General features: G+C 37.9%; 20 protein-coding genes. 6 read left to right on the top strand and 14 right to left on the bottom strand.

Annotated elements, in window-relative coordinates; all coding sequences use genetic code 11:
* Window positions 1-2: 2 nt before the first annotated feature.
* From FKZ43_RS05925 to FKZ43_RS05900, 6 genes are read left to right on the top strand one after another with little or no spacing between them, the layout of a single operon-like run.
* The gene (locus FKZ43_RS05925) at window positions 3-1706 is read left to right on the top strand and encodes an NADH-quinone oxidoreductase subunit G (RefSeq protein WP_140944952.1); all 1704 of its coding nucleotides are present in this window, start codon (window positions 3-5) and stop codon (window positions 1704-1706) included.
* A 22-nt stretch (window positions 1707-1728) separates the two neighbouring features.
* The gene (nuoH, locus tag FKZ43_RS05920) at window positions 1729-2745 is read left to right on the top strand and encodes an NADH-quinone oxidoreductase subunit NuoH (RefSeq protein ID WP_140944951.1); all 1017 of its coding nucleotides are present in this window, start codon (window positions 1729-1731) and stop codon (window positions 2743-2745) included.
* 22 nt (window positions 2746-2767) lie between these two features.
* Complete coding sequence (locus FKZ43_RS05915) at window positions 2768-3286, top strand: NuoI/complex I 23 kDa subunit family protein (protein ID WP_140944950.1); 519 nt, start codon at window positions 2768-2770, stop codon at window positions 3284-3286.
* A 19-nt stretch (window positions 3287-3305) separates the two neighbouring features.
* On the top strand, window positions 3306-4958 hold the full coding sequence (locus FKZ43_RS05910; protein ID WP_140944949.1) for a T9SS type A sorting domain-containing protein: 1653 nt from the start codon (window positions 3306-3308) through the stop codon (window positions 4956-4958).
* Window positions 4959-4962: 4 nt separating this feature from the next.
* On the top strand, window positions 4963-6801 hold the full coding sequence (locus FKZ43_RS05905) for an alpha-amylase family glycosyl hydrolase (RefSeq protein WP_140944948.1): 1839 nt from the start codon (window positions 4963-4965) through the stop codon (window positions 6799-6801).
* Between the two features lie 21 nt (window positions 6802-6822).
* On the top strand, window positions 6823-7236 hold the full coding sequence (locus tag FKZ43_RS05900; RefSeq protein WP_140944947.1) for a secondary thiamine-phosphate synthase enzyme YjbQ: 414 nt from the start codon (window positions 6823-6825) through the stop codon (window positions 7234-7236).
* On the opposite strand, the gene FKZ43_RS05895 is transcribed toward FKZ43_RS05900, so the two are convergent.
* From FKZ43_RS05895 to rbfA, 14 genes are all read right to left on the bottom strand, one after another.
* A complete protein-coding gene (locus FKZ43_RS05895; RefSeq protein WP_140944946.1) occupies window positions 7223-10225 on the bottom strand; it encodes a [protein-PII] uridylyltransferase family protein in 3003 nt (1000 codons plus the stop codon). The two genes, FKZ43_RS05900 and FKZ43_RS05895, sit on opposite strands and share 14 nt — an antisense overlap.
* The gene (pyrG, locus tag FKZ43_RS05890; RefSeq protein ID WP_140944945.1) at window positions 10206-11891 is read right to left on the bottom strand and encodes a CTP synthase; all 1686 of its coding nucleotides are present in this window, start codon (window positions 11889-11891) and stop codon (window positions 10206-10208) included. The genes FKZ43_RS05895 and pyrG overlap by 20 nt, the downstream gene beginning before the upstream one ends.
* Window positions 11888-12655: a 3-deoxy-manno-octulosonate cytidylyltransferase gene (gene kdsB / locus FKZ43_RS05885; RefSeq protein WP_140944944.1), complete on the bottom strand. Its 768-nt coding sequence runs from the start codon at window positions 12653-12655 to the stop codon at window positions 11888-11890. The genes pyrG and kdsB overlap by 4 nt, the downstream gene beginning before the upstream one ends.
* A gap of 3 nt (window positions 12656-12658) precedes the next feature.
* Window positions 12659-12982, bottom strand: coding sequence for an Asp-tRNA(Asn)/Glu-tRNA(Gln) amidotransferase subunit GatC (gene gatC, locus FKZ43_RS05880; protein ID WP_140944943.1), 324 nt, complete (start codon window positions 12980-12982; stop codon window positions 12659-12661).
* Window positions 12983-12984: 2 nt separating this feature from the next.
* Complete coding sequence (locus FKZ43_RS05875; RefSeq protein ID WP_140944942.1) at window positions 12985-13710, bottom strand: lysophospholipid acyltransferase family protein; 726 nt, start codon at window positions 13708-13710, stop codon at window positions 12985-12987.
* Window positions 13711-13768: 58 nt separating this feature from the next.
* Window positions 13769-14494, bottom strand: a complete 726-nt coding sequence (locus tag FKZ43_RS05870; protein ID WP_140944941.1) for a class I SAM-dependent methyltransferase — start codon at window positions 14492-14494, stop codon at window positions 13769-13771.
* Window position 14495: 1 nt separating this feature from the next.
* Entirely contained in the window at window positions 14496-16640 is a 2145-nt protein-coding gene (locus tag FKZ43_RS05865; protein ID WP_140944940.1) for an ATP-dependent helicase, read from the bottom strand.
* Between the two features lie 14 nt (window positions 16641-16654).
* Window positions 16655-17578 carry a transketolase family protein gene (locus tag FKZ43_RS05860; protein ID WP_140944939.1) on the bottom strand — a complete coding sequence of 308 codons (924 nt, stop codon included), beginning with the start codon at window positions 17576-17578 and terminating at the stop codon, window positions 16655-16657.
* Window positions 17578-18435, bottom strand: a complete 858-nt coding sequence (locus FKZ43_RS05855; RefSeq protein ID WP_140944938.1) for a transketolase — start codon at window positions 18433-18435, stop codon at window positions 17578-17580. The genes FKZ43_RS05860 and FKZ43_RS05855 overlap by 1 nt, the downstream gene beginning before the upstream one ends.
* 128 nt (window positions 18436-18563) lie before the next feature.
* Entirely contained in the window at window positions 18564-20780 is a 2217-nt protein-coding gene (locus tag FKZ43_RS05850; RefSeq protein ID WP_140944937.1) for a polyribonucleotide nucleotidyltransferase, read from the bottom strand.
* Window positions 20781-20806: 26 nt separating this feature from the next.
* Window positions 20807-21076, bottom strand: coding sequence for a 30S ribosomal protein S15 (rpsO, locus tag FKZ43_RS05845; RefSeq protein ID WP_140944936.1), 270 nt, complete (start codon window positions 21074-21076; stop codon window positions 20807-20809).
* 21 nt (window positions 21077-21097) lie between these two features.
* Window positions 21098-22066 carry a bifunctional riboflavin kinase/FAD synthetase gene (locus FKZ43_RS05840; RefSeq protein ID WP_181180281.1) on the bottom strand — a complete coding sequence of 323 codons (969 nt, stop codon included), beginning with the start codon at window positions 22064-22066 and terminating at the stop codon, window positions 21098-21100.
* Window positions 22041-22766, bottom strand: a complete 726-nt coding sequence (gene truB / locus FKZ43_RS05835; protein WP_235894703.1) for a tRNA pseudouridine(55) synthase TruB — start codon at window positions 22764-22766, stop codon at window positions 22041-22043. Before truB ends, FKZ43_RS05840 begins: the two co-directional genes overlap by 26 nt.
* Window positions 22708-23106, bottom strand: coding sequence for a 30S ribosome-binding factor RbfA (gene rbfA / locus FKZ43_RS05830; protein ID WP_140944934.1), 399 nt, complete (start codon window positions 23104-23106; stop codon window positions 22708-22710). Before rbfA ends, truB begins: the two co-directional genes overlap by 59 nt.
* Window positions 23107-23116: the final 10 nt, after the last annotated feature.

The following is a 23116-nucleotide window of genomic DNA, read 5'->3' as shown; positions in this document are numbered from 1 at the left end:
AAATGGCCAAAATAACAATAGATGGGAAAACAGTTGAAGTAAAAGATGGACTTACAATACTTCAAGCTGCTCAAGAAATTGGAATTGATATCCCGCATTTCTGTTATCATCCCGCTTTGTCAATAGCTGGAAATTGTAGAATGTGTCTTGTTGAGGTTGAAAAAATGCCCAAGTTAGTCATCGCCTGTGCCACAAGGGTCACGGATGGAATGGTCGTTTATACCAAAAGTGAAAAAGTCGTAAAAGCAAGACAAGCTGTTCTTGAATTTATACTTATAAATCACCCGCTTGACTGCCCGATATGCGACGAGGCTGGTGAGTGCAAACTTCAAAACTATACATATATCTATGGACCTGGGCACAGCAGATTTGATGAAGAAAAAGTTCATAAACCGAAGAGAGTTCCTCTTGGCGCAAACATAGTCCTTGATGTTGAAAGATGTATAATGTGCTCAAGATGTGTTAGATTTTTTGATGAGGTCGTGAAAGACCCGCAATTGACATTTACTCAAAGAGGAGATAGAGTTGTTTTGACAACTTTCCCCGGGAAAAAACTTGACAATCCGTATTCAATGAATATCATTGACATCTGTCCAGTTGGAGCTTTAACTTCAAGGGATTTCAGATTCAGGGAAAGAACTTGGAATATGACTGCGATTGAAAGCATTTGTCCGGGTTGCGCTCGTGGTTGCAATGTTTATCTTTGGGTCAGGAATAATCAAATTTTAAGAATCACACCAAGGCAAAATATGGAAGTGAATAAATACTGGATGTGTGATTATGGAAGATTTACATATATCCCCGTTAACTCGGATGACAGGATTAAATCTCCTATGGTTCGCAGAAATGGCGATTTAATTGAAGTTGATTGGGAAACAGCCATATCTGAAGCGGTGTCAATTTTAAAAAATGTAAAACCTGATGAAATTGCCGTCATTGGTTCCCCATTCGCAACGAATGAAGATAATTTCGTCCTTCAGAAATTCGCCAAGACAGTTTTAAAAGCGAAATATATTGACTTCATTAAGCATGTTAAAGATGGTGACGAAGATAATTTCCTTATAAGGGCTGACAAAACTCCCAACTCACTTGGAGCTTACCTTGTTGGAATACGACCGGGAAATGGATATGGACTTGATGCGATTTTGAATGGTTTAAAAGAGCGAAAGTTTAAAGTTATCTATGTCATGGACGATGATATTGTCCTTGATGATGAGCTTTACAATCTACTTGATGGGGTCAAGGTGATTGTCCACGCCACAAATAAAAATAAGACAGTTGAAAAGGCGAGCGTCGTTTTCGCAAGCGCATCATTTGCCGAAAAAGAGGGAACTTTCACAAACTTTGAAGGCAGGGTTCAAAAAATTAACATCGCCGTTCTCCCATCGGACATTGAACCGTATATGCTTTACAAGCCGAGGAAATTCGGAGAGGCGAAACCTAACACCGGTGAAATAAACAAGGCTGAACTTGCACACGCAAGATTATTTAATTTTGGGACACCGTTTGACAGATGGGCAAGCGGTGAAAGGAGAAATGTTAAGCCATCTTGGAAAGTCATCACAGAATTAGCGAATAATCTTGGAGCGAAGTTTACTTACACAACCGCAAAAGACGTCTTTGAGGAAATCACCACCGTTGTCCGTGAATTTAGAGGACTGTCTTACGAGAACTTGAAAAACGGCGCAATGATAAAAAAGGATTAAAAAATCAAAAACGAAAGCACTTATGGAATTAATTTTAATTGCCATCTTAAAAGCCATCGCTTTTATTCTCTTGTTCTTGACCGTCGCTGCGATCTTAACATATGTTGAGAGGCGAATCTCTGCTTTTATCCAAGACCGACTTGGACCTAATCGTGTTGGTCCATTCGGGCTTTTTCAGCCTGTTGCTGACTTGATCAAAATACTTTTCAAAGAGGAAATCATACCCGCAAATGCAGACAAAACATTGCACACAATAGCTCCTATAATCTCACTTTTCGTCGCATACAGCCTAATAGCCGTTTTGCCCATCGGAGAAAAAATCGTAATCGGCGGAAAAGAGATTAAACTTATCGTCGCTGATGTGGATGTTGGCTTTCTTTACATACTTGCATTAAGCTCTATGGGTGTCTACGGAGTTACTTTGAGCGGTTGGTCGTCAAACAACAAATACTCGCTACTTGGAGCCCTAAGAGCATCCGCGCAGATGATAAGTTACGAACTTTCGCTTGGACTTTCACTTATTGGAGTTGTTCTAGTCAGCGGTTCAATTAGAATTGATGAAATAATAAAATCACAAGCGAATGTTTGGAACATTTTTTATCAGCCGGTTGGATTTATAATTTTCCTCGTTTCAGCTTTTGCTGAAACAAACCGTCTACCATTTGATCTACCCGAAGCAGAACCTGAGCTTGTCGCTGGCTATCACACTGAATATTCAGGGATGAAATTCGGCGCATTTTATTTAGCAGAGTATACAAATGTCATAACTGCAAGCTTGCTTACGACCGCTTTCTTCCTCGGCGGTTGGTATTTCCCGTTTATTGACATATACTCTGGATTAAATCCCAACCTTGCAGCTATTTTACAAATAATTGTTTTCTTCGCAAAAGCTGGAATCATAATTTTCCTCTTTATGCTTGTAAGGTGGACATTGCCAAGATTCAGATACGATCAACTGATGCGACTTGGATGGCAAGTTTTACTCCCACTTGCACTTTTAAATGTTCTTGTAACCGGTCTTGTCAAAATTTTGCTATAAAACAAAGTCAACAAAAATAACCATGGAACAAAAAATAGATGGAAAAGCAAAAATAAAACGAAGGTCAAATCTTAACCTTCTTGAACGACTTTATTTACCTGAAATCTTCAAGGGTTTAACCATAACATTTCGTCAAATTTTCAAGCCGAAATTTACTTTTGAATATCCGGATGTTAAATGGAAACCACCTTCATCTTTTCGCGGTCGTCCCGTTCTTGTATATAACGATGAAACAGGCGTTGAAAGGTGCGTTGCTTGTGGTCTCTGTGCCCGGGTTTGCCCTGCACTTGCAATTGAAGTGGTCGCTGGAGAAACTGAACTTGACAAAGAAAGATACCCGAAAAAATTTGAGATAAATATGTTGCGCTGTATCTATTGTGGTTTATGTGAAGAGGTCTGCCCCGAAGAAGCAATCGTTATGAGCGACGAATACGAACTTGTCTTCACAAACAGAGAGGAAGCGATCTTCGGAAAAGATAAACTTTTAGTCCCAGCTTCAAAATTGAAAGAACGACTTGAATTTTTGAAAAAGATGAGATAACAAAATTTAAAATTCGCCTATGGATGATGATAAAAGTTCAATGCGAATTCGCTTGATCATTGCCTTGTTATTTCTTATTACTTCATTTTCCCTCTCACAGCGAATATCTTTTATCCAATGCCCCGATGAAGTTGTCAAAGGAGAAAAATTTTCAGCGATGTTCGGACTTTACGCAAATCCACTTGATACGATTTTAATCATAATGTCAATTGAAGGTGATTTAAACCCAATGGAAGCTCTTTCACTTGACGATTCAATTTTTAACCTTCAACCAGCCACAAACGAAATAATTGAAAAACTTGACCTGAAAAACCATCTTGATGAAAAATTTTCCGCATTCGTTGACATTGGCAATCACTCATCAACAATGCGAATCTACGCCTTTATTTTAAATCCAAGCTCATCAGGTGATTTTAAGTTGAAATTAATCCCGATCAATCTTTCTTCCAACTTGACGAAAAAGGAAACTTCAATCTTTGAAAACCAAGCAAACATAAAAGTAAAGCCAAACGCTGATAGGATTTCTGGATTTTGCGCTAGATTTGATAAAAATGGCTACATAAAATTTACGCTCAATGAAAGCATTAAAAACGGTTTCACACTTTCATTTTGGCTTAAAACCACGGGAATGAGGGCTAATGTGATTTCAATGACATCAATCCCTGATAAAAGTTTTATAAATGTCGGAATTAAATTTGGCAGGTTGACATTTGCGATTAAAAATTCAATTGGAAAGTTTGAAATTGATGTCCCGAAATTTATAAGCGATGGCACCTGGCATAATTTTATAATCAATGCCGACCCGATAAAAAACACGCTTGAGTTCTTCATTGATGGCGTAAAAGCAGAAGAGATTTTCATACCAAATTTAAAAATGTTTGAACTTAACAGACCGAGCGTTAAAATTGAATACGGTCTTATTGACGAGGTCGTGCTTTACAAAACATCAAGACCTGATATGATAAGCAAACTCTCCCAATATTATGTGAAACTTGACAGCGATGTCTCCTTCCTGCTTAAGTTTGATGACAAAACAACAACTCCGATTGGTAATTTTTCAGGTTTAGAGTCAAATGGGGTTAAACTTGTTGAATCAACAGCGCCCATTTACTCATCTGGTGTCAAAATCACCGCAGAGATAAAATCCAACAATATCGTTGTAAATTGGGAAGTTGATAACCCATCGTTCATTGAAAAGTTCATACTTGAAAGAAAAAGAGACGATGAAACTTATAAACAAATTTTTGAAATCGCCTCTTCAAACCAAAAGAGATATTCATATACCGAAACCCTTGCGGAAGACAATGTTCTCTACTATTACAGAGTAAAACGAGTCAACAAAGATGGAAGTTACGAATACTCGGACGAAGTTAAAATAGGGCTCGGCTTAAAAAAGGATTTTGAAATAATTGGAAACTTCCCGAACCCATTTAATGCTGAGACAAAAATCATTTACGACCTCTTCAATGATACTTATGTACGGCTCACCGTGTACGATATAGTTGGAAGAGAAATAGCCGTACTCGTTGACGGATTTCAAAGCGCCGGAAGACACGAAGTCACATTTAACCTGAACAATGTAAAAAATAGCGATATAACGAGCGGAATCTATCTCTACAAACTTCAAACGCAACGTGGTTTTGAAATAAGAAAAATGATAGCGATAAAATAAACCTATGAAAAAATTTCTCTATATCTTGCTTTTAATTTTCCCTATCTCTTGCTCGTCCCTAAAATACACATCTGATATGAAAATGCTTGTTGAACTTGATGGAAAATGGCTATTCAAAATTGACCCCGAAGACAAAGGGCTTGAACAGCTTTGGTATTCTTCTAACTTTGATAGAACCGACTGGACAGAGATTGAAGTCCCAGGATTTTGGGAAAGATACGCAAATTTTTCAAAGTATGATGGAATTGCCTGGTATTACAAAAGTTTTAGAATTGAGAAAATTGATAAAAGTAAAAAATATGCAATCTTTTTCTCCGGGGTTGACGACGATTGTGGAGTTTGGTTAAATGGAGAATTTGTCGGGGAGCACCGTGGCTATAGCGATGAATTTTACTTTGACATCACGAAATTTTTAAAGCAAGGCATCAATGAAATCGTCGTAATGGTGATTGATCAAGGTGGTCCAGGTGGGATTTATAAACCAGTTAAAATAGTTGAATACTCAAAGGTTGAGGAGCTGTTAAAAGGAGAATTTTATTACAAAAAAGCGAGAACTTCCCCCGATTGGGTTAAAGATGCCGTTATATATGAAATTTTCCCAAGAGCTTTTTCACCAGAGGGAAACTTCAAAGCGATTGAAAAAGAGATACCACGCCTAAAAGATCTCGGAATAAGTGTCATTTGGCTTATGCCAATACATCCAATCGGTGAAATCAAAAGAAAAGGAACCTACGGTAGCCCATATTCAATAAGAGATTACTTCCAAATCAATCCAGATTATGGGACAGAGGATGATTTTAAATCACTAATCAAAACAGCGCATCAAAACGGGATAAAAGTCATAATTGACCTTGTGATCAATCATACTTCTTGGGACAACAATCTAATAAAAGAACATCCCGATTGGTATGTGAAAGATGAAAATGGCGATATCATCCCACCAAATTCTGATTGGACAGATGTAGCGGATTTAAACTATGATAATCCAGAGCTCAGAAAGTATATGATAAAAATGATGAAATACTGGATTGAGAAGTTTGATATTGATGGCTACCGTTGCGATGTTGCTGAACTTGTTCCGATTGACTTTTGGAATGAAGCAAGAGATGAACTTGACAAAATTAAACCAATCCTAATGCTTGCTGAGGGGAGTTTACCAGAACAACATCTAAAAGCGTTTGATTTAACATATAGCTGGAATGTTTACGATGCGCTTGCAAGAATCGTAAGAAAGGGACATCTACCATCGGTGCTTGATGCGGTTCTTCAAAGCGAGATGTATAAATTTCCAAAAGGTTCAATCAGGTTACGTTTCAATGAAAATCACGATAAGCCAAGAGCTGTTAGATACTTCGGTGAGAATGGCGCTCTTGTTTCCGCTCTTATAACTGCTACTATCCCGGGTGTCCCTTTAATTTACAACGGTCAAGAATACGGAGATACAACAAACATCTCGCTTTTTGAAAAACAGACGATTAAAAAAGACACATCAGATGAAAGGGGAAAGAAGTTTTATGCGTTTTACAAAAAATTGTTTAATTTTAGGAAAAACTCACTTGCATTGCGAAGAGGTGAAATGATTAAAGCGATAACAACAAACGATGATAAAGTTTACGCCTTTTGGAGAAGATTTGATAATGAGACAGTCCTTGTAATAGCGAATCTTTCAAATTGGGGAGTCACCACGAAGTTAAAAATTGATGATGTGCTTAAAAAGAAAATCATCAACGGGACGGTAAAGTTTTACGATGTTTTTGAAGGAAAAAATTTTGTGATGAGAGTTGATGATTTCACAAACTTTAAACTTGAACCGTTTGAATTTAAACTTTTATCCATCAATTAAAACAAAATTTGAGACCATGCTATGAAATCATACACCGAGTATTTGACATTCAACACGAAAAATAAGCGTGAGATAATTAACATCACAGATAAGGTAAACGAGGCTTTAAGGAAAAGCGGAATAAAGGAAGGATTCTGTCTTGTTTCCGCAATGCATGTCACCGCTGGTGTTTTTGTAAACGATGACGAAGATGGTTTGATTGAGGACCTAACGGAATGGCTTGAAAAACTCGCCCCTTTCAATCCAAACTATAAACATCACAGAACTGGCGAAACAAACGCCGACGCCCATCTGAAAAGCTTGCTCATACATCACGAGGTCATTATACCCGTCACCGACGGACGCCTTGATTTCGGACCCTGGCAACAAGTATTTTATGCGGAATTTGACGGTCAAAGAAGAAAAAGGGTTGTCATAAAAATTATCGGCGAATGAATCTGTTAATCATATCTTCAAAAATTCTCCTTGTCTTTTGCATACGACTTTTAATTGAGTCAACGAATTCATCTGGAAATCTATATCCAAGACAAAGTGAAAGATATTCAAGATTTTGTGCCTCACCTGGTCCCGGGATTGAATTTGACTTCCTCCACAAAGAAACCCTTAAAAATTTCTCAATTTCCCGATAAAACTCATAATTTGAAGTCAAAGTTTTACATTCATCTTCATTTATAATTCTCAATTCAGAGAGTTTCAAAAGCGCCTTTACGGTATGTGATTCAATCTCACCCAATTCTTTAAAGTGTTTCAACTGCAAAATTTGTGCGATAAATTCAACATCAACAAGCCCACCAGCACCAACCTTGATGTCAATTTCGCCCTTCGCCATCTCCTCCATCTTCTTTCTAATTTTAACGAGAGAATCAACAAGTGACTTTGTAAACTTAACATTTGCAATCCTGTCATAATAAAGCGATAATGCCTCCTCAGCTAATTTTTTGTTCCCACAGATGTATCTAAACCTTGTAAAAGCCATCAATTCCCAAAATTCCGCCCTTTTAAAAAGATAATTTTCAAAATAATCAAACTTAACAATCATCGGAGCGTTCCTTCCTTCAGGTCGTAATCGCAAGTCAACCTGATATAGTTTTTCAATTTCTACCTCCGCCAATTTTTTAATGAATTTTTCACATCTTGAAGAAATCTCACGCAATTTCTCCTGTCCAATTCCTTTCATCGTTAAAATGACCATATCAATATCGGAATCAAAGTTCATCTCAGCAGAGCCATACTTTCCAAGCCCAAATATAACGATGTCCTCACTAAATTCTCTACCCAAAAAATCCTCAAACACATAACTTACGATCAAGTCAGCTTGATTTGTAAGTTCATACAGGAGTTTGTAAATGTCAATTAATCTATCAATGTTCAAAACGAAAAGTCGCAGTTCATTGGCAAATTTAAAATCAAAAAGATTCACTTCCTCCCCCCTTCTAAAAAACTCAAAAATCTCGCTTGAATTTCTCTTACTGCTTAAATTTCCCTCAGAAAGTAATTGTTCCAAAAGATGGTTTTTAATTGAAAGCAAATTTGAAAATCTGGCGCTGTATTGGGATATATTAACTAAAACCCTTCTGATGTCATTTTCCTGAATCAACTCGTAAAATAACTTTGAATATTTGAATCCTTCTGCGATTTTTCTAAAATTTTCAAGCGTCACATCTGGTGAAATTGTTTTTGAAATTTCATTAAGGAGAATAGGTGCGATTTTTTGAAATTCATTTTCCTCAGCCGAAGTAAAGATTCTCTCTCCCGTTATTAGCTTCCCCTTTGCCAAAAATTCAATGTTTCGCGAAGCCCTTTCTAAATCCCTAAAATTTAAATCCAGTAAAAATTTCTTGAAGTTCTCCGCCGAGGTCTCATCTCCAATTAGCTCCATGATTAAAAAACCCGGTTTTACATCAACGGGAAAAATTTTATTATAAATTTGCCTAACTTGTTCAAATCTTTCATCAAGTTCTCTTTTGAAAATTTTCCAATCGGGAGCGTAAGATTCTGGAAAAGACAGAGCATCTTTAGTTTTTTCATAATTTCTCATTGCCTTCGCAAGCCAAGTTAATGTATCCGGATCGGTTGAAATCGTGTGAGTTTGAATGTTTTGCGAAAATTGAATAAGATGTTCAATTCGTCTGAAATAAATATAATTTTCCCTTAAAATTTTCGCATCTTTCTCGTTTAAAAACCCAAAATGAGCAAGTTTATCTATCGCCGATAAAGTATTGGCTTCCTTTAATTGTGGGAAATTACCGGCGTTTAAGAGCTGAAGTGATTGAATTATAAATTCAATATCTCTTATTCCACCAGGGCGAAGTTTTACATCGTATTCATTTTTTGAAGTTGCTTCAATCTTAGCTTTCAACCTTGTGATTTCTTCAACCGGGTCTTCAACGAAAGATTTAGGGTAAATAAAATGGTCAAGCATTTGAAGAAATTTTAAGCCAAACTTAACATCCCCAGCAATTGGTCTTGCCTTTATAAGCATCTGCCTTTCCCAGACCTTACCGTAAATCTCGTAATAAGTTAGATAACCAAGGAGTGACTTCGCAAGTGAGCCAGCGCTCCCCTCGGGTCGCAATCTAAAATCAACTCTATAAAGTGCTCCTTCTTCGGTTTTCTCCGAAAGAAAATTTATAAATACAGAGACAAGATGATTGAAAATCTCATAATGCGACAAAATCCCTTTATTTGTCATCAATTCACCATCCTGATTGTAAACAAAAATCAAATCAACATCCGAGCTGTAATTTAGCTCCTTCCCCCCAAGTTTACCCAAGGCAATTAAAACGAACTCTGTTTCAGGGAAAGAGGAAAATTTTTTCCTTAAATGCTCAATTGCAAGATCAAGACAGGTTTCAATGATCGCTTCAGCAAGATCTGAAAGAGATTGAACAGTTTCTTCAAAGCTCGCAACCCCGAATATATCACGTACCCCGATTCGTAAAATTTCCCTTCTTTTATATCTCCTCAAAGCGTTTAACTTACTTGATAAAGTCGTGTAACTTAAAAGTGAAGATATTTCTCGCTTGTGTTCATGTTTTGATTTAAATTTATCAATCGTATCTGAATACATAAGCCATTGGAAAAGTTCAGGGTCCCGGACGAGTATGTCCGCAAAGTATTGAGAATATCCGAAGATCGTCAACAAAATTTTCATCATCTGTGGATACTTGACAAGGTCTTTATAAAGGGATGCCTTATTGAACGAGTTCTCAACAAAACGAAGGAAATTTTTCAAACTTTGTTCTGGATTTGGGGAATGTCTTATGGAAAGGGTGAAATTTTTAAGAAATTCTTCAGCAAGATCAAGGTCTAAAGTTGATTTGATAAAATCGTCAAAGATTTTACCAACTTGTTCAATTGATTTTTCGCTTGACTTAAAAACTCTTTTTAGAGTTGCTTCTATCTCAGGACCTAATTTTCGCATTATTCAAAGAATCACTCAGGGCTATTTTTCTTTCTGAGAGATACTTTTCTCTTCTTTTCCGGTACTCCAAAGCTGACTTGACGAAGTCCCGAAAGAGGGGGTGTGGTTTTGTCGCTCTTGATTTCAACTCTGGATGAAATTGAACACCAACAAACCAAGGATGTTGCGGAAGTTCAATTATCTCAACAAGCACCTCATCCTCTGAAAGGCCACTGAAAACCATTCCATGTGATTCTAGAACATCTCTAAATTTATTGTTGAGCTCATAGCGATGTCTATGCCTTTCGCTTATCTTATCAGTTCCATAAGCAAGAAACGCTTTTGTCCCAGGTTTTAAGACAGCTGAATACGCACCAAGTCGCATTGTTCCACCTTTAGTTTGAATCCCGATTTGTTCCGGCATCAAATCAATAACTGGATATGGTGTTGATGGATTAAATTCGGTGCTGTTTGCCGATTTTAAACCACAGACATTTCTGGCGAACTCAATTACAGCGCACTGCATCCCAAGGCAAATCCCAAAGAAAGGAATGAGGTTCTCACGAGCATATTGAATTGCCTTTATCTTCCCCTCAATCCCGCGCTCGCCAAATCCACCGGGGATTAACAAACCATCCACATCGTTTAAAAATCTTTCCGCGCCATAGACTTCTATTTCCTCAGCTTTAACCCACTTTATTTCAACTTTACACTCATTTTCCGCCCCAGCATGAACGAATGCTTCTATTATGCTTTTATATGCATCCCTCAACTCGGTATATTTACCGCAAACAGCAATTTCAACTTTTTCTTTCGGATTTTTTACCTTTTCAACAAACTTTATCCACTCTGTAAGATCGGGCTCTCTTGCTTTAATGTCAAGTTTTTTGAGAACTATATCATCTAACCCCTCTTCATAAAAAATTAGCGGTACCTCATAAATTGACTCAACATCAATTCCTTGAATGACCGCTTCTGGCTCAACATTTGTAAATAAAGCGATCTTTTCCTTTATTTCCCTCGTCAATGGTCTCTCAGTTCTGCAAATCAAAATATCCGGTTGTATTCCGATTTCAAGCAATGTCTTAACGCTGTGTTGAGTTGGTTTCGTTTTCAACTCGCCAGCCGACTTTATAAATGGGACAAGCGTGACATGTATATTTATTGCGTTCTGTTTCCCAACCTGAAGCATGAATTGTCTTATCGCCTCAAGAAAAGGTAAACCCTCAATATCACCAACTGTTCCACCGATCTCAGTTATTATAACATCATAATCATCTTCCTTGGTAAGAAGAGTAATTCTTCGTTTTATTTCATTCGTTATATGAGGTACAACTTGAACCGTAGCCCCAAGGTAATCGCCCCTCCTCTCCCTCATTATCACTTCATAATAAATCTGTCCCGTTGTGGTGTTATTCAACCTTGACATATTAACATCAAGAAACCTCTCGTAATGTCCAAGGTCAAGGTCGGTTTCAGCGCCGTCATCTGTTACATAGACCTCTCCGTGTTGATAAGGGTTCATCGTCCCGGCATCAACATTTATATAAGGGTCAAATTTTTGAATTGTAACTTTTAAACCCCTTGCTTTAAGCAAAAGTCCAAGTGAGGCGCACGCAATTCCTTTACCGAGCGATGATACAACACCACCGGTAACAAAGATATATTTCGTTTTTTTATCGCTCATCTTTTGAAACCAATTTTTTTATTTTTCAAAAACGTTATGATCCTCTCAACATCTTCGGGTGTATCAACACCAATTGTATCGCTTTCACTTATCACAACTTTTATCCTAAAACCATTTTCAAGTGCCCGCAATTGTTCAAGCTTTTCAATTTCCTCAAGCGATGACCCCCTTAAAGAGACAAACCTTAAAAGTGCTTCCCTTGAATAAACATAAAGACCTATATGTTTATAGAAATTGCCAAGCTTTAGCCAATCCTCCTCATTTTTGGCATCACGGCAAAAGGGGATGGGACTTCTTGAAAAGTATAAAGCGATTTTTTCCTTGTCAAAAACCACTTTAACAACATTCGGGTTAAAAATTAAATCAACATCGTTGATCTTAACAGCCAAAGTTGAAATATCAACTTTCTCACCGTTTAAAAATGGTTCAATAGTTCGGTCTATCATTTCTGATGTCAATAATGGTTCATCTCCTTGAATGTTTGCCACAATATCAGCATCAAATTCATTCAAAACATATGCAACCCTATCCGTTCCGGTCTTTATGTCGCTTGGTGTCATAATAACATTACCTCCAAAACTTTTAACGACATTGTAAATCCTCTCATCATCTGTCGCAACGATTAAAAAATCCAAAAGTTTTGAATCCATAGCATTCTCATAAACCCATTGAATCATCGGCTTTCCGAGAATATCAACCAGTGGCTTCCCCGGAAATCTCGTTGAAGAATATCTTGCAGGAATCACACCAATGACTTTTACCATGGTTTAAGTTTCTTCGCTATCTTCTTTAACCTTCTGTTCAACCGGGATAACCTTCGGGACCTTAAAGAAAAATTCAGTTCTTGAAGGGGCGTTTTTCAAAATCTCCTCCCTCGGATAACTTGGTTTAACTTCATCCTCCCGAAAAACATTCTTTAAGTCAATCACATGATAAAGTGGTTCAACATTCTCTGTGTCAAGCTCGTTTAACTTATCAATATACTCAAGTATCTTGTTGAATTGCTCCGTGAATTTTTCTTTTTCCTCCTCTTTAAATTCAAGTCGTGCGAGATTTGCTATATATTCAACATCTTTGATCGTTACGGGCATTTTCAACCCTCGCTTTGTTTTTCAAAGAGATTCCTATTTATCACATCCCTAGTTAACTCCATAAGTTTTTCCTCTCCTTCCCTACCTTCAAATTCATCAACTGAAATTGGTTTATCAAGAAGTATTTTTATTGTGCCAGGATTTATCTCAAGTTTATGCTTTTTCATAATTTTATGACTTCCGATTATTGTAACTGGGACGATAGGAGTTTTTGCTCTTATGGCAAGCATAAAACCACCTCGCTTAAACGGGAGAAGCTTACCGTCAGTGCTTCTCGTTCCTTCTGCGAAGACGAGAACAGAAACACCACTTTTTATCTTTTCAATAGCCCTTTGGACACTACGCATAGCCCTTTTTGGATTTCTCCTGTCAATGAGAATATAACCGCCATATTTCAAAAGCCAACCCCAGAGAGGAATTTTCCCCAATTCTTGCTTTGCGAGAAATCTTATCTGATCCGGTATCCCATGGATCAAAGCAGGTATATCCATCGCGCTTGCATGATTTGAAATGTAAATGTAATTCTTCCCGAATTCAACATTTTCCTTACCAACAACTTCCACCTTCACATTAAAAATCCAAAGTACAAGCTCCGACCAAATCCTCGCCATAAAATGATAAATTTTACCCTTGTAATTAAACGGGAGAAGCAAAAAAGTAATTATCGCCATCGGTATGGTGATTAAAACTATAATTCCTGCTTTCACAAAGAAGATAAACTTCTTCATGTCAGATGGCAATTTGAAGTGTTAGTTTTCTCAATTATAATCAAAAAGGAGGACAAAATCAACTACCGACTTTCCTTGCACAGATTGCAACATAACCCATCCACTTATCTCCCCCTTGATCAAGAAAAACACTTACCTCATGCTTATACTTTTTCAATTCTTTAAATTCCTGTTTTGAAAACTCTCGTTCTTTCAAAGAGTTAATTATTATCTTCTTGAACTTTGAGTAGTAATCCCTCAACTCAGAGCTTATATCTTTGACATAAAAAGCTTTAAATCCATATTTCTCCAATTTACTTATCTTCTCATCAAGCGTCTCAATGCTACCTTCTTCAATATACCAAGCATCTCTTACATAAGTTGGAACGGGCGTTTTTTTCCAATAGAAATCAGCAATCCCGATCGTTGAGTTTTGCTTAAGAACCCTGAAGAACTCTTTTAAAATTTTACTTTTCTTATACTGGCTCAGAATTCCCTCTGTAATAATTGCGTCAAAACTTTCATCTTTAAAATCAAGGTTCAATGGACTCATAATTTTGACGCTAACTTTGTCATCAAGACCTGCTTCAATTATTTCACCCTTCGCTTCTATGACGATCTGGGGAACTTCATTTATTCCGAAGACATTGCAATCAAAGTTTTTGGCTATGTAAATCAAACTTTTCCTTAAATTAACACTTGCCACAAGGACATTGTATCCGTCTTTAACTTCAATTTTTGAACATAAAAGTTTGGTTATCTTCGTGTCCCCAAGAACGGGAAGTTTTTCTTCCTTCTTTGACATTTTAGAATTTAACGGGTTTCAAATTTGCATATTTTAAAAGCAGAAGCTTTCGTCCGAAATTTTCAAAATCAACAACAGCGCTTGCTTTATCACCATTTCCCGATAGATCTACAATCCTTCCAATTCCAAAAACCTCGTGAAAGACGACCGAACCAACCGTAAAGTTGTAACCCTGTTTAAAATCTTCTTTCTTCTTCGCTTTCCTCGCTTCATCTTTAGCGCTATGATAAAGGACGAGCTCAATTGGGATTTCATCAAGAAATCTTGATTTCCTCTGATACATTACATTTCCCGCTTTCATTCTTGACTTAGCGTAAGTCAGATAAAGTTTTTTCATTGCGCGAGTGATACCCACATAAAAAAGACGCCTTTCTTCTTCAAGTTCCCTCTTGTTGTAAATTGCGTTCGCAATTGGGAAAAGACCCTCCTCAAGACCTGTTATAAAAACAACCGGAAACTCAAGTCCCTTTGCGCTATGCAAAGTCATCAAAGTAATTGTATCTCTCTTATTTTCCCAAGTATCAATATCGCTTATCAGTGAAACTTCCTCAAGAAATTTTTCAAGCGCATTTTTTTCAGGGTTCTCATTTGAAAACTCCGTTATAGCAGAGAGAAGCTCTTCTATGTTCTCAATCCTTTGGAGCGCCTCTGGACCCCCGTCTTCCTTGTAAAGTCGTATTAAACCGAGGTCATCAATTAGAGCTCTTGAAAGTTCACCAGCACTTATTTTATCTTTCAAGTCAATGTATTTTTGAATGAGGAGATAAAAATTAAAGAGATTTTTCCGTGCTCTGTCGGTGAGCCCGGGTATAGAATTTGACCTTGAAATAGCTTCAAAAAGTGATATCCCTTTAACGCTTGCAAACGCCCTCACACGATCAATCGTCGCCTCGCCAATACCACGACTCGGGAAGTTAATTATCCTAAGAAAACTTTCATCATCCTTTGGATTAACGATCAACCTCAGATAAGCAAGGATATCCTTTATCTCCTTTCGTTTATAAAATGCAATGCTACCAACAATCGTATACGGCAATCTCTCTCTTCTTAATTCATCTTCAAAGGAACGGGATTGTGCGTTCGTCCTGTAGAGGATAACAAAATCACGAAGATTATATTTGTTCTTTCTGATCTCCTCTTTTATGAAATGAACAACTCTTTCAGCTTCATCCCTCTCATCTTTACATTCAACAACAACTATCGGTTCCCCCTCGTTATTATCCGTCCATAAATTTTTCAATATCTGTTCCGTGTTATTTTTTATTACGAAGTCAGCGGCACGCAGTATCTTCTTAGTTGAACGATAGTTTTGCTCAAGCTTAAAAATTTTACAATCGGGGAAATCGCTTTTAAAGTCAAGGATATTTCTTATTTCAGCTCCACGCCACGAATAAATGCTTTGAGCGTCATCTCCGATAACACAAAGGTTTCTGTGTTTTTGAGCTAGCATCTTCAACAAAATGTATTGAACCCTGTTAGTATCTTGATATTCATCAACAAGTATATACTTAAACCTTGACTGATATTTTTCAAGGACATCTTGAAAATTGACGAAAAGTTCAACCGCCTTCACAAGCAAATCATCAAAATCCATAGCGTTCCTCTGGAAAAGCGCAGTTTGATATGCTTTATATATGTGAGCAACTTTAAGTTCAAATTGATTGTCAGCCATGGAAAGGTAACCATCTGGAGTGATCAAAGCATTTTTTGCATTGCTTATCTTACTTTGAACTATCCCAGCGTTTATGCTATCCTCCGAGAAGTTAAGCTCTTTAATGAGATTTTTTATCAAACTCAAGCTATCATCTTGGTCGTAGATTGTAAAGTTTTTCGTGTAGCCAAGTTTTTCAGCTTCAACTCTTAAAAACTTCGCAAAAACAGAATGAAATGTCCCAATCGTGACATTTTTCGCCGGATCACCGACAAGATTAAACGCCCTTTCTTTCATCTCATTTGCTGCCTTATTAGTGAAGGTGAGGGCGAGAATTTCATATGGCTTAACACCAAGAGACAACAAATACGCGATTTTATAAGTCAAAACCCTCGTTTTACCACTACCAGGTCCAGCAAGTATCAAAACGGGTCCATTTATCCACTTAACCGCTTCCCTCTGTTCTTTGTTTAAGTCCTTTAAAAAATCCTTCATTGTAAAAATTTAAATTACTTCAAGAATTCCCTTACAACTCTAGCAATCCCATTTGGATCAAGTCCGTATTTTTCGTACAATGCTTTTGGGCTCCCTGACTCACCGAATTTCTTTATCCCGATCCTTTTAACTTTAACAGGATAATTTTCAGATAAAACCTCCATAACCGCAGAACCAAGCCCACCGACAATGTTATGGTCTTCAACTGTGATGATATTCTTCGTCTCAACGGCGCACTTCACAACCAATTCTTCATCTATTGGCTTGATTGTATGTATATTCACGACGCGAACGCTTATGCCATCTTTTTCAAGGATTTCCGAGGCGATCAAAGAGTTAAAAACAACTCCGCCTGTGGCAAAGATAGTCGCATCTTTCCCATCCTTTAAAATGACACCTTTACCGAAGTTAAACTTGTAATTTGGAGGATTTACATCCTCCAACGCTTGTCGTGTTAACCTTAAAAAAACAGGACCTTGATGTTTTGCGATATATTCAACTGCTTGCTTCGTTTCAACATCATCACAGGGTTGAACCACAGCAATGTTCGGAAGAGCCCTCATCAAAGCGATATCTTCAAGCCCCATCTGACTATAGCCATCCTCCCCTATTCCAATTCCAGCATGTGTTCCCACAAGTTTAACATTCGCATTAGTATAAGCAACTGAGATTCTTATGGTCTCATATCTTCCGATTAAAAAACAAGCAAAGCTACAAGCGAATGGGATTTTACCAGCAAGTGCAAGTCCAGCTGCTGTCCCAATCATATTTTGTTCAGCTATACCCATCTCAAAGAATCTATCGGGGAACTTTTTGGCAAATTTTATTGACATTGTTGATTTTGAAAGATCGGCGTCAAGAACGACGATGTCTGGAATTTTTTCGCCAAGTTCCTCAAGTGCTTCCCCAAATGAAACCCTCGTTGCTTTTGCTGGCATTATTTCACCTCCACCTTTTGTGATAAAAGCTCATTCAATTGCGCTTCAAGTTCAGCAAGAGCAAGTTTTGTTTCTTCATCATTCGGTGCTTTCCCATGCCATTCGTGATTGTCCTCCATAAAAGAGACACCTTTACCTTTTATCGTGTGGGCAACTATAAAAGTTGGTTTACCTTTAACAAGTTCAGCTTCGTCAAAAGCAGCTAAAATCCGTTCAAAATCATGACCGTCAATTTCAATGACATTCCAATTAAAAGCCCTTAATTTTTCAACAAGCGGTTCAATGTCCATCACATCTCTAACATATCCATCAATTTGACCCTTGTTGTAATCAACTATCGCACAAAGATTATCAAGTTTAAATTTCGGTGCGGACATTATCGCTTCCCAAACCTGACCCTCCTGCATTTCGCCATCACCAAGGAGACAATAAACCCTATAACTTCTATTGTCAATCTTCCCAGCAAGCGCAATCCCCTGAGCTATTGACAAGCCCTGACCAAGTGAACCAGTTGACGCTTCAACATAGGGAAGATCAAGTCGCGAAGGATGACCCTGAAGACGGGAATTTATTTTTCTCAAAGTAAAAAGTTCATCATAAGGGATTACACCTCTATGGGCAAGAACAGCATATAAAGCTGGCACCCCATGTCCCTTTGATAAAATAAATCTATCCCTGTTCGGATCCAAAGCATTTTCAGGCGTCCTCTTTATCTTCTCCCAGAACAAAGCAACAAGTATTTCAACACATGAGAGAGAACCACCAGGATGACCCGATCCAGCGAGATTTAACATTTTTATGATGTCAATGCGAATTTTTGTGGCGATTATCTTAAGCTCAAGAATGGAATTTTCCATCTATAATCTTGATTTGTTTTTAAACTTTCAGCAGGTGAAAATATAAAAATTTAACAATTAAAAAACAATTGCGATTTTCTTAACATAAAAAGCGAAAGAAACCTGTGGGCATTTAAAACCCACAGATTCTATCTTCTCGTTTTTTGCGGGCGTGTTTGAGAGGTTTCTTGCGGACGAGATGTTTGCTGTGGTTTTCCTTGTTCCACCTTTGGAATGAGCGATTTCCTGCTCAAAGTAAATCTCCCCATATCATCAATCGTCAATATTTGCACCTCAACTTCATCTCCAACCTTCAAGACATCAGATACTTTTTCAATTCTCCTGTGGTCAATTTCGGAGATATGAAGAAGTCCAATTTTCCCCGGTAAAATTTCAACAAAAGCCCCGAAATCAGCTATTTTCTTAACGATGCCTTTGTAAACTTTTCCAACTTCAGGAACCTCTGCCAGTTGTTCAACCATTTGTTTTGCCCTTTCGCAAGATTCCTTATTTGGACCACTTATCCAAACAAGCCCATCATCTTCTATGAAAACCTCAGCACCAAATTCTTGCTTCATCATTTTGATGTTTTTCCCAGCTGGACCTATAACCCATCCAATCATCTCAACGGGAATCCTCGTAGTGATAAGTCGCGGTGCATAGGGTGATATCTCAGGTCTTGGCCCTGGGATTGTTTTTTCAAGTATATCAAGAATTTTCATCCTCGCTTCTTTTGCTTGTTCAAGGGCACGCTCAAAAATCTCATAGCTTATTCCGCTTATCTTTATATCCATTTGAAATGCCGTTATTCCATCCCTTGTTCCAGCAACTTTGAAATCCATATCACCAAGCCGATCTTCATTCCCAAGTATATCGGTCAGAATCGCAACTTCTTCCCCTTCCTTTACAAGCCCCATCGCAATCCCAGCGACATGTTTTTTCAAAGGAATTCCACCATCCATCAAGGCAAGCGTGCCTGAACAAACGGTCGCCATTGACGATGAACCGTTTGACTCAAGGATGTCCGAGACGACCCTTATTGTATAAGGGAATTCCTCCTCCGACGGTATCAAATTTTTCAATGCTCTTTCAGCAAGGTTCCCGTGCCCGATTTCCCTTCTACTCGGGCCTCTGAAAGGTGCAACTTCACCAACGGAGAACGGCGGGAAATTGTAATGGAGCATAAACCTTTTTGTATACTCGGGCAATAAACCATCAATCAACTGCTCATCCATCTTCGTCCCAAGCGTCACAGTTGCAAGCGACTGTGTCTCCCCACGCGTGAACAACGCTGAGCCATGAGTTCTTGGTAAGACACCAACCTCAGCTGTAATCGGTCTAATATCATTTAAACCACGCCCATCTATTCTCCTACCTTCCCGTAAAACCATATACCTCATATCAAGTCGCTCTATCTCCTCAACCACCTGCTTCACCCAAAATTCAAGCTTTGGATAAAGATTGATGAGAGGAATTTGATTCCCCGACTCATCCAAAACAAACTCACTCATATATCTTTGCTTGAGTGTTTCAATCGTCTCAAGCAAAATCGCATCCATTCTTTCCTTACGCTCAAGCTTCTTAAGAGGAGTCCTGTTAAGTTCCTTTATCCTCGGTTCAGCTATTTCCTTGACATCGTTAACAATGCGTTCTGGAATTTTCTCTTTTACGAGTTCTCTTTTTGGTTTCCCTGCTTCTTTAGCAATTTCAATTTGCACTTCACAAATCTTTTTAATATACTCGTGAGCAAACTTTATTGCCTCAACCATATCCTTCTCAGAAATTTCCTTCGCCTCTCCCTCAACCATAACTATTGAATCAATCGTCCCAGCAACTACAAGATCAAGCTCACTCTTGTCAAGTTGGGAAATCGTTGGGTTTATAACAAATTGACCATCAATCTTGCCAACCCTCACTTCAGCTATTGGACCATTCCAAGGGATATCCGAAATCATAAGTGCCATTGAACTTGCAATACCACCAATTACATCAGGGTCATTTTCAAGGTCAAAAGAAAAAACTGTAACTGTTACTTGTGTCTCACATTTAAATTCCTTTGGGAAAAGCGGACGCAACGCCCTATCAATTAAACGCGCCGATAAAATTTCTTTTTCTGTTGGCTTTCCCTCCCTTTTCTCAAAACCACCTGGAATTTTACCAGCTGCCGATGTCTTCTCCCTGTATTCAACGGAAAGAGGCATAAAATCAATGTCCTCCCTAGGCTCATTTTCTGCAACCGCAGTCGCTAAAACCATCGTGTCAGCATATCTCACCATTACAGATCCATCCGCTTGCTTGGCATACTTACCAATTTCAAAAGATAAAATCTTACCTCCTATTTCAATTTCCCTTTTAAGATACGACATAGAACCCGTCACCACCCTTTAATTTTTTATTTTCTCAAATTAAGCTCTTCAATAATTCTCTTGTAACTTTCATAATTTGTGCGTTCAAGATATCTCAACAATCGTCTCCTCTTACCGATCATTTTCATCAACCCCATCCTTGAATGTTTATCCTTGGGATGCTTCTCAAAATGTTCACCAAGCTGATTGATTCTGGCAGTTAATATCGCTATCTGAACCTCAGGGGAACCTGTATCTTTTTCGTGTTTACCGTACTTTTTAACGAGTTCTCTTTTTTGCTCGCTTGTCAATGGCATATCCTCCGAGATTTTTTTGTTTTAAATTTTCTTTAAATTTGAAACTTCTTCTACGGAAAACTCCCTTTCAATCAATTCAATAGCTTTACTTTTGTCAATTTCAATTTGTCTTACAAGTTCAAGCGGTGATGAAAACTTTATCTCATCCCTCAACCTATCAATGAACTCAATCTTTATATGCTTGAAATAAATCTCCTCATTAAAACCCAATATATGAACTTCTAGCACCCTTTCACTGTCAAGTTCAAATGTCGGTCTATATCCAATGTTCATAACTCCAAAATAACTTCTTTTATCCAATGTCACCTTCACAACATAAACACCGTTTTTAGGTATAAGTTTTCTTCTTGAATTCGGTTCAATGTTTGCTGTCGGTATACCAAGTTCTTTGCCTCGTCCACTTCCCTTAACAACTACTCCATTTATAAAATAATATCGCCCAAGCAATTTAGATGCAAGTTTTACATTCCCCTCATTTAAAATTGACCTTATCTTTGAACTGCTCACAGGAACACCTTCAACTAAAAACTGAGGTAAGAGCTCAACCTCAAAGCCATACTTTCTGGCAAACTCCATCAATTTCTCGGGGTTACCCTCTCTATTTTTACCAAAGGCATGGTTATATCCAACTATCACTTTCCTCAAGCCAATTTTACCCATCATTATCTCACGACAAAATACTTCAGCGGTTATATTTGCAAAATCAGGCGTAAAATTCACAACGAGGATGACATCGGGTTCATATTCGCTTAAAAGCTCAATCCTTTCATCAATCGTTGTCAAAATTTGAAACTTTTCACCGGGTTTTAAAATTTCCTGAGGATGTGGATCAAAAGTCACAACAACTGTCCTTGAACCTGTTATCTCTTTTTCCCTTTTCATCCTCTTTAAAATTTCACGGTGGGCGATATGAACTCCATCAAAAACACCGACAGTCACAATTGAATTTACATCTTTACTAATCCTATGTATGTTCCTTACTACTTCCACTTTCAGTTGAAATTTTTTTTAATTCCTCAATCGTCAATGCGTCATCAAGCTTAAAATCACCTATCCGAGTCCTAACGAGCGATTTAAGATACGCTCCACATCCTAATTTTTCCCCAAAATCATGGACAAGTGATCTTATATAAGTTCCCTTTGAGCATCTAACCCGAAAATAAACTTGCGGAAGTTTTATATCAAGAATTTGAAAATCGTAAATTTTAACCTTTCTTGGTTTACGCTCAATTACTATACCTTTCCTCGCAAGTTCATAAAGTGGCTTACCTTTATGCTTTACGGCTGAATACATCGGTGGGACTTGTTCAATCTCCCCGATGAAATACTTCACTGTATCTTTGATCCTTTCCTCGGTTATCCCATCAAGCGGGCGCCTTTCAACAATCTCAGTTTCAGGGTCAAAGCTTGAAGTAATAGCACCAAGCTCCATTATTCCCTCATATTCTTTATCAAGTTGCGATATTTTTGAAAGTTCCTTTGTTTTTTTACCCGTAGCAACAACCAAAAGACCCGTTGCGAAAGGGTCAAGCGTTCCACCATGCCCAGCTTTCTTCACCTTAAACCATCTTTTCACTTTGTCAACGACTTTATAAGACGACCAACCCGCTGGTTTATTAACTAGAATTATATCACCCTTCTTTATCCTCTGTGCCAGAAGATTCATCACCCTTGCTATTGTCTTTCGCACGATTTTCAATCTGTTTCAAAAGAGCATTAATTCTATCAACATGTTCAAGCGTATCGTCAAGGTAAAATTCAATCTCAGGTGTAAATCTCAACCTCAACCTTGAGCCAAGGCGAGAGCGTATCGTTTTTTTAAGTGAATCAATCTTTCTAAGTGTGTTCTGCTGGGTTACCCTGTCACCGTAAATGCTAATGTAAATTTTCGCATACCTAAGGTCAGGGCTAACTTTAACATCGGTCACAGTCCAAAATCCAACTGTCTCATGTTCAAGAACTTTTGAAATGATATCCGAAACTTCTTCTTTTATAAGTGAAGCCACTCGCTGTGGTCTAAAAGTGCTCATTTTTTCCTCG

The organism is Candidatus Thermokryptus mobilis (assembly GCF_900070205.1).
Taxonomy (GTDB): domain Bacteria; phylum Bacteroidota; class Ignavibacteria; order Kryptoniales; family Kryptoniaceae; genus Kryptonium; species Kryptonium mobile.
The sequence above is the reverse complement of the archived record's forward strand: the minus strand, read 5'-3'. Positions and strand labels throughout refer to the sequence as shown.